This is a genomic window from Protofrankia sp. Cj3 (assembly GCF_917627355.1).
Classification (GTDB): domain Bacteria; phylum Actinomycetota; class Actinomycetes; order Frankiales; family Frankiaceae; genus Protofrankia.
The window spans coordinates 34,869-42,927 of the sequence record NZ_CAKJTR010000004.1; the positions used below are offsets into that span (position 1 = coordinate 34,869).

At 67.0% G+C, this 8,059-nt stretch carries 6 protein-coding genes and 1 pseudogene; 3 read left to right on the top strand and 4 right to left on the bottom strand.

The window, feature by feature from the left end:
- Positions 1-46: 46 nt before the first annotated feature.
- Together MJ783_RS23480 and MJ783_RS01115 are read left to right on the top strand one after the other, a co-directional pair.
- Positions 47-307, top strand: a pseudogene (locus tag MJ783_RS23480) (hypothetical protein); the annotation flags it as partial.
- Positions 308-447: 140 nt separating this feature from the next.
- Positions 448-1,911 (top strand): ATP-binding protein, encoded by a 1,464-nt coding sequence (locus MJ783_RS01115; protein WP_370651397.1) that lies wholly within the window; start codon positions 448-450, stop codon positions 1,909-1,911.
- A 304-nt stretch (positions 1,912-2,215) separates the two neighbouring features.
- Here MJ783_RS01115 and MJ783_RS01120 read toward each other — a convergent pair whose 3' ends face one another.
- The 4 genes from MJ783_RS01120 to MJ783_RS01135 all read right to left on the bottom strand — a co-directional run bounded on the left by MJ783_RS01120 (position 2,216) and on the right by MJ783_RS01135 (position 5,977).
- On the bottom strand, positions 2,216-3,505 hold the full coding sequence (locus MJ783_RS01120; protein WP_370651394.1) for an ROK family transcriptional regulator: 1,290 nt from the start codon (positions 3,503-3,505) through the stop codon (positions 2,216-2,218).
- A 196-nt stretch (positions 3,506-3,701) separates the two neighbouring features.
- Complete coding sequence (locus tag MJ783_RS23485; protein WP_370651398.1) at positions 3,702-3,782, bottom strand: putative leader peptide; 81 nt, start codon at positions 3,780-3,782, stop codon at positions 3,702-3,704.
- A 308-nt stretch (positions 3,783-4,090) separates the two neighbouring features.
- Entirely contained in the window at positions 4,091-4,996 is a 906-nt protein-coding gene (locus tag MJ783_RS01130; protein WP_239308006.1) for a TauD/TfdA family dioxygenase, read from the bottom strand.
- Between the two features lie 45 nt (positions 4,997-5,041).
- Positions 5,042-5,977, bottom strand: a complete 936-nt coding sequence (locus MJ783_RS01135; RefSeq protein ID WP_239308007.1) for a TauD/TfdA family dioxygenase — start codon at positions 5,975-5,977, stop codon at positions 5,042-5,044.
- 943 nt (positions 5,978-6,920) lie between these two features.
- Between MJ783_RS01135 and MJ783_RS01140 the strand changes: the two genes are divergently transcribed.
- Positions 6,921-7,958 (top strand): ABC transporter substrate-binding protein, encoded by a 1,038-nt coding sequence (locus MJ783_RS01140; protein ID WP_239308008.1) that lies wholly within the window; start codon positions 6,921-6,923, stop codon positions 7,956-7,958.
- Positions 7,959-8,059 lie beyond the last annotated feature (101 nt).

Below are 8,059 nucleotides of genomic sequence, written 5' to 3' on the forward strand. Positions count from 1 at the left end.
CTAGCGATCTATCTGGATACCAGTGCGGTCGTCAAGCTCCTCCGCCGTGAGACGGAAACGGACGCGCTGGTCAAACAATCTCGACGCACACCCCGACCGCGAGTTTCTCACGTCCGCGCTGACCACCGTCGAGGCCGCACGGGCCCTGACCGCGATCGGCCCGGCGGACGTCGCGACCCGTGCCGTCCGCCGGTCGGACCGTATCGAGATCGGCGACAGCACCATCCCCGCCGTGTCGGTGACGGCGACGGTCCTCGACCTCGCGCTCGCTTTGCCCCCAGCGGTTCTCCGCTCGCTGGACGCCATCCATCTGGCCATCGCCCTCCTCGCCGGCGACAACCTCCACCACCTCATCACCTACGACAAGTGCAGTTATCATAGGTCGAGTTCTGCAAGGCGCGCGGACGGGGGATCACTGCGGTGCAGCTGCCGCGCAGGCCGGGCGACATGTTCGACCGGGAGTACGAGTGGACCGCGCTCGCCGCGTTCGCCACCGATCCGGGCGACGGAGCCACGCTCGGTATCGTGTCCGGACGCCGCCGCCAGGGCAAGACCTTCCTCCTGCGGGCGCTGTGCCAGGCGACCGGCGGCTTCTACTTCGCCGCCGACGAAGCCACCGACGGCGAATCGCTCCGCCGGATCGGCGCCGGCCTCGCCGACCACCTCGGCACCCCGGCCCCGCTGGTCTTCGACACCTGGCACTCGGTCGTCGACGCCCTACTCGCACTCGGCCGCGATCGCTGCGTCCCCGTCGTCATCGACGAGTTCCCATACCTGGCCAAGGCCAATCCGGGCCTGCCGTCCGTCATCCAGAACGCACTCGCCCCACTGCGCGCGGAACGGGACAGCAGCCGCACCCGCCTCCTGCTGTGCGGATCAGCCATGTCCTTCATGGGCCGGCTGCTCGGGGGCAACGCGCCACTGCGCGGACGCGCCGGCCTCGAGCTCGTCGTACCGACCCTCGACCACCGCCTCGCCGCCGAATTCTGGAAAATCGACGACCCGGTCACCGCCCTCAAGGTCAACGCGATCGTCGGCGGCACCCCGGCCTACCGCCGAGAATTCGCCCGCGACGACACGCCCGCGGGCCCCGACGACTTCGACCCCTGGGTCACCCGCACTGTGCTCTCCCCCACCAGCCCGCTGTTCCGCGAGGCCCGGTATCTACTCGCCGACGAACCGGACCTGCACGACATCGGTCTGTACCACTCGGTGCTCGCGGCGATCGCGGCCGGTAACAACAACCGCGGCGGCATCGCCTCCTACCTGGGCCGCAAATCCGGTGACCTCGCCCATCCGCTGACCGTCCTCGAGGACTGCGGAATGATCACACGTGAACCCGATGTCTTCAGGAACAACCGGACCAACTTCCGGATCGCCGAGCCACTCCTGGCCTTCTACCACGCGGTGATGCGCCCGATCTGGTCCGACCTTGAACACACCCGCGACGCCACCGGACTATGGCAACGCAGCCAACGCAGCCAACGCAGGTTCGTCGGCAATGTCCTGGGCCCGCACTTCGAACACATCTGCCGCCACTGGACCCGGCATCTGGCACCGGCCGAGCGCTTCGGCGACTACCCCAACCGTGTCGGCGCGGGCACCGTCAACGACCCGGCCAACAAGGCCAGCCACGAACTGGACGTCGTCGCTTTCGGTCTCGACGATGACAACCGGACGCCCCTGATCGCGATCGGCGAGGCGAAGTGGGGCGAAACCATGAGTGTGGGCCATCTCGCCCGGCTCCGCCGGATCCGCGCCCTGCTCGTCGGGCAAGGACGCCTCGGCGCCCAGACCGCGAAACTCACCTGCTACAGCGGCGCCGGATTCAGCGCGGAACTCCGGAGACTCGCCGAGGAGGACACCGACATCATCCTGGTCGGCCTCGACGATCTCTACCGACAGCCCTGACCGGCACAAACCCAGACAGCGGTTCGCCGCCCTCAAGGGTGCATGACCGCAGGTAACGGCGCCGCGGCCGGCTACGCCCCTGGGGGCGGGCCTGCCCCGTGGAGACCCGCGCTCACCAGTCCGGCTGGGCACCCGCGTGCATCTGGCGGGTTTCACATGACCAGGTCTCGTCGCTCATCACAATTGATTTCTCACAATTGATTTCTTGTAGTCCCACTATCACCGAAAATTAGAGCCCCCGGCAATAGAGAAGTAGATCAAGGAGTGGGGCTGGGGTGCGTGCATCGCGAGGCGGCGGAGAGAGTCACCCTGGTGTTGGGCTGCGACCGTCGACAACGACGCGAGATGCGTGCCCCAGCCCCGCTCCTTGATCCGCACCCCTATTGCCGGGCGTTCTTAGGCTTCGTGGGCTGCGATGGACGGCATCGAGCACCGCCGCGCCCGCCGCGACGGCGAGAGCCTGCGGGCCGAAGCTGCTTGGAAGCACCGTGAGCTCAGGGCTGTCGCGCAACCGCGAGTGCGCCGCGATCTCTTCGTACAGGTCGGCCAGCAGCTCCGGCAGGAAGATCGTAGTGCATTCGGTGAGCACGAGCACCTCGGGGTCAATCATGTCCAGGAGCATGGCCACCACACGGCCGACAATGCGAAGACGATCGCGCACGAGCGCCAGCACCCCGGGGTCACCGCGCCGGGCCACCTCCACCAGGCTCGCTATATCCGGGCTTTGGATCAATCCGGCCCGGATGGCCCGGTCCACCAGGGTCTGTTCCGAGATCGCTGCCTGCAGGCAGCCGGAGCGGCCACAGGGGCAGGTCACCGGCACATCCATCAACTGCAGGTGGGCTACATCCCCGGCGCCGCAATGCCGGCCGTGGTGCACTGTGCCGCCAGTGGCAATCGCCGCATCGACGACGTTGCCGACGAACAGGTGCACCAGGCTGCGTCGGGCCCGTGGATCCCCGAACAGGATCTCAGCCTGGGCGAGTGCGCGGGCGTGGCCGTCCACGTAGACCGGCAGGCTCGTCGCCGCGGCGAGTACCTGACGCACCGACACGTCGCGCCAGCCCAGCAGGCTGTGCTCAAGGATGACACCGCGCTGCGGATCCACCCGGCCGCCGGTGACCACGCCCAGGCCGACGGGGCGGCTTCCCCGGCAATGGCGCGCGGTGAAACGGGGGACGTGCTCGCCGATCTGGCGGAGCACCTCGCCGGGCGCGCCGTGGTGGGGCATGTTCTCCTCGGCCAGTACCCGGCCGCGCAGGTCCACCAGGCTGAAGGTGATGAAGGGCACCGCGATGTGCACACCGCAGGCGATGTGGTGTCGGGTGTCGATGTCCAGGGGAACGAAGGGCCGGCCTGCGCGAGGTGGGTCGGTAGGCACCGGCGCCTCCCGCAGCAGCCCGAGCGAGATCATATCCGCGGTCTGCCTCGACACGGCCGCCGGGCTCAGCCCGGTCGCCCGGCCGATGAGGGTACGGGCCACCGGCCCGTGGTCGAGCACGGCGCGCAGGACAGCCGCGGCGGAACCAGTGGTGCCGGGGTGACCCGCGGTGGTGGGCCACGACGGAACCTGGCTCTGTATGTGCACCGGCACGGAATGCCCTCCATACACCGCGGTAGCGCGGAGCCACGGCGCTGCGGTCACGGGCCGCACCGCGGGCGGACGTCGGGGCGCACTCCTCACTCCGCCCGTGGTCGTGAAACCGGCGGAATGCGGCGTGGAGACATCCGGTACGGGCGACAGTTTTCGTGAATGTCGACAATTGGTCACGCCAGATGGCGTGACCCGGTCAGGCCGACGAACAGAGCGCGCTCGCCACTCGACGCAGGTCGATGTGGGCGCGACCGACCAGGAAGATGTGCCCGCACATACCGCTGACCGTAAGCAGATCGACGAAGATTGTCAACTAGCTCAGTGGAAAAACAGAAAAATCCGCCCCGCCATCGGAATGAACCGGTGACGGGGCGGATTGAGAGAGTCGCACCCAGCCAATGAGTATCGGACAGCAACGAAGGAGAGCGCCCGGCAATAGGGATGTGGATCAAGAAGCGGGGCTGGGGTGCGTGTGTCGCGAGGCGGAGGCCCCGGTAGCGGTGTTCTACCGGGGCCGACGACAACGACGCGAGGTGCGTGCCCTGGCCCCGCGACGCCGCGTCCCCTATTGCCGGTCGCTCTTCATTACACCGCGACCGGCGTGTAATGCGAGGCGTCGTCACCGTCAATCGCGTAGCTACGCCGGCCGTCCACCCCCACCGGCACACCACCGGCCACGGTCACCCGATGCAACAGACGTGGGAGGTCGCCGTAGTCGTCCACCGCGTAGTGCTGGGTGATCCGATTGTCGAAGAAGGCGAGGTCGCCTGGTGCCCACCGCCAGCGAACGGTGTTCTCCGGCCGGGTCACATAGGTCTGCAACAGGCGGAGGATATCCCGTGACTCGGTCGTGGACAGGCCGACGACACGCTGCGCGAAACCGCCGATGAACAGGCCCCTCTCCCCCGTTTCAGGATGTACGCGGACCACCGGGTGAGCGGTCCGGTACTTCCGGGAGACGAATATCTCCCGAAAGGCCTTCGTCTTCTCCGAATTCGCCGGCGGTATCGCGTAGTCATAGTCGTTGGTGTGCTCCGCCCAGATCCGGTCGGCGAGTTCGCGCAGATCGACGGGCAGGTCCCGGTAGGCGGCCGCGGAGTTCGCGATGAGGGTGTCCCCACCATAGGGCGGGACCACGATGCTGCGCAGCGTGCTCGCGGACGGTGGACTGACGATGAACGTGACATCGGTGTGCCAGTTGTTGGCCCGGCCCTCAGCCGAATCGACCCGCAGCACGTTGGGGCTGCCGTCCAGGGACGGAACGGTCGGATGCGCCGTGGTGAGCTCGCCGAAACGCGCGGCGAAACGCTGCTGGCTCTCGTCAGCAAGCGTCTGGCCGCGGAAGAACAGTGCCTTGTGCTCCAGCAACGCCGCCCGGAGCAAAGCGATCGTCTCGTCGCCGAGATCGTCGCGAAGGTCCACGCCGAGCACCTCGGCGCCGATGCGTCCAGCGACCCTCCGGACATCGAAATCAGTACCGATGACGGTCATTGTTCTCCTTGATCGATCGTTCGGGTTGACCAGTCGTTCAGGTACTCAGTGCGCGAGAAAAGGCTGCCCGGTGACGAGTTCGGATTGCTGCCCGTCAACGCCGACAGGAATGTCGCCGACGAGGGTGACCCGGTACAGCACCCGGTCGAAGTCGAGATGGCCGAGATCGGACGGCCCGAGATGCGCGGTGGCCCGGTTGTCCCAGAACGCGACGTCTCCCGGCTGCCACCGGAACCTCACCGTGTACTCCGGCCGGGACACCTCCTCGTAGAACAGTTCGAGCAGCCGGCGGCTCTGGCGGGACGAAAATCCGATGATCTCGCTCTCGCCCGCGGTGAAGCTCGGGCTGACGAACAGCGCACGCTCCCCGCTCTCCGGATGGACGCGTACCACCGGGTGGATCGCCAGCAGTGGTTCGGCTGCGACCTTCCTCGCATAGGCCGAGTCAGCGGCGAACAGACGGCGGTTCCCGCCGAAGCTGTGCTTGGCGCGCAGCTGGTCGGCCAGGCTCCGCAGTGGAGCCGGCAGGCCCTCATAGGCCGCGACGAGGTTGGTCCAAGCGGTGTCACCGCCGTACGGCGGGACGATGTCGGCACGCAGGATGGACCCGGCCGGCGGGTTCACCAGCGCCGTGACGTCAGTGTGCCAGCCGTTGTCGTACGTCACCTTCCTCGTGCCGAACTTCGCCTCGTAACGTCGGCTGTCGATGGGCAGGATCTGCGGGAAGCCGGCCGGCGGCTCGTCCTCATAGGGATGGGCGGGTGTGAGCTCACCGAACTTCGCCGCGAAGGCGATCTGCTCGGCGTGGCCGATCGACTGGCCGCGGAAGAAGACGACCTTCCAGCGCAGGAGGGCAGAGCGGATCTCAGCGACGGTCTGGTCGTCGAGATCCTGGCTCAGGTCGACGCCGTGGATCTCAGCCCCGGTGTAACCGGAGAGAGGTCGGACGTCGACCCCCAGTTCGTGTACGACATGCGTCATCGTCAGGTACTCCAGGATCGAGGTGGACCGGTGGCACCGCGCCGAACAGGTCGAGCGGCGCCCGGAGGGAAGAAAATGTGGCGTCTGGACGCGACGGCGCCCGGGCGGAGCCGTCTGCTGCTTCTCGCCCGCGGCCCGGCGGCATCACCCGGAAGCCGGTGATGCGCACAGCCGCGGGGACGGGATCGGCTAACAGCCCCGCGCGGTGACGGGACAAGACGGTAGGCAGGTTGCCTGACAACGGCGTCCAGCCTCGTCCGCGCTCTCGGGCCGCCAGCACCTCACCCGCGCCCATGCGGGGAGTGAGCGCCCGGACGGCAAGCACTCCATTGCGGCCATGGGGCCATGGTCAGTGCCCCTGTGGAGCCAGTCAACGTTTAGCGGAGCGGTGAAAATAATTGGTGCACGGTGCCCTCGGACGGACGACCCATGGTGCCGATCAAGGATGCGCCCGCAGTCCGCCGAGGCGTCGCCAGTGATATAGATCGCCCAGCCGCTTGACAAGCCTTCTTCCCGACCGACATAGTCGTCAATATGCAGGTCAGGCGATTCTCGATCCGGCGGACGGTGGACCACGTCCGCGTCGCCAGCGATCTGTGTCGGTCCTGACCCAGTCCTGCCGTCCTCGGGCATTCATGGTGGACATACCTGTAACCGGCTGACGCTGTGTTCAGCGTGCCCGTCAGTGTTGACGCCACGCCAGGTCCCACAGCCACCGGCACCTGCATACGGCAAGCCGACTGTTTCGTGCGTCGCCGTCACCAACCTGGCGGTAGCTGACTCACGGCCGAGCTGACTTACAGCGGCACGCCGTGCTATCGGCGACCCGGAAACCAACCCGGCCCGCACCGTCCGCCGCATTCCCCACCGCGCAGGCTGACCGTGCCGTCGAGCTGACTGAACCGTACCGACAATTCGCCCATCCTCTTCTGAAGGACGCATCATGTTCCGCACCATCCGCTGGAAATCCAAGACCGTCGGCGTCGCCTCGCTCCTGGCCGTGACGGCCCTGGCGGCAGCGGCCTGCGGCGGTGGCAACAGCGGTGCGAGCGCGGGCAGTGAGCAGACCGAACTGCGCTACCAGGGCTCGGTCGGCCAGGTCACCCCCGCCGAACTTGCCGCGGACCTCGGCTACCTCGGCCCGATCACACTCAAGTGGATCGGCAACACCATCAGCGGACCGCAGGACATCCAGGCCGCCGCCACGGGTGACACCGACTTCGGCGGTGCGTTCAACGGTGCCGTCATCAAGCTGGTAGCCGCCGGCGCCCCGATCAAAGCAGTGATCAGCTACTACGGTGTCGACAAGGACTCCTACATCGGCTATTACGTGCGTGACGGAAGCCCGATCACCTCCGCAAAGGACCTGATCGGCAAGAAGATCGGCATGAACACGCTCGGCGCGCATCTTGAGGCCGTCCTGGACACCTACCTCAGGCAGCAGGGCCTCAGCGCCGACGAGGTCAAACAGGTCGTTCCCACCGTGGTTCCGCCGGTCAACACCGAGCAGGCCCTGCGCGCCGGGCAGATCGACGTCGCCGCACTCGGCGGAATTCTGCGGGACAAGGCGCTGGAGCGAGGAGGGATCCACCCGCTGTTCAGCGACTTCGCGCTCTACGGGACGTTCTCCGCGGGCACCGTGGTATTGCGGAAGGATTTCATCGCGAAGAACCCCAGGACCACGAAGCAGTTTGTCGATGGTGTCGCCAGAGCGCTGGAATGGGCGAAGACGACACCCCGTGCGGAGGTGGTCGCCCGATTCGAGCAGATCATCGACAAACGGGGCCGCCAGGAGGACAAAACCGCGATCAAGTTCTGGAAGAGCTACGGGGTGGCCGGGCAGGGCGGACTCATCCAGGACACGGACTTCACCCGCTGGATCGACTTTCTGCGGGGGCGCGGCGAGCTGAAGAAAGACGTCGTGCTCACCGATCTCTACACCAACGAGTTCAATCCGTTCCGAACTGCCACCGGCTCCTGAGAACGTGTTTGAGATGTCCGGCCCGGCTCACTGATTGAATATTCCTTCGCAAACACGTTCCAACCCCGGCGGGCGGCAGGTGGTTCCCGGTACGCCGGGCC

Excerpts from the sequence above, each read along its gene's own strand:
- MJ783_RS23485 (WP_370651398.1), bottom strand. The coding sequence starts at position 3,782 with ATGTGCGGGCACATCTTCCTGGTCGGTCGCGCCCACATCGACCTGCGT.
- MJ783_RS01140 (WP_239308008.1), top strand. The coding sequence starts at position 6,921 with ATGTTCCGCACCATCCGCTGGAAATCCAAGACCGTCGGCGTCGCCTCG.
- MJ783_RS01115 (WP_370651397.1), top strand. The coding sequence starts at position 448 with ATGTTCGACCGGGAGTACGAGTGGACCGCGCTCGCCGCGTTCGCCACC.
- MJ783_RS01135 (WP_239308007.1), bottom strand. The coding sequence starts at position 5,977 with ATGACGCATGTCGTACACGAACTGGGGGTCGACGTCCGACCTCTCTCC.
- MJ783_RS01130 (WP_239308006.1), bottom strand. The coding sequence starts at position 4,996 with ATGACCGTCATCGGTACTGATTTCGATGTCCGGAGGGTCGCTGGACGC.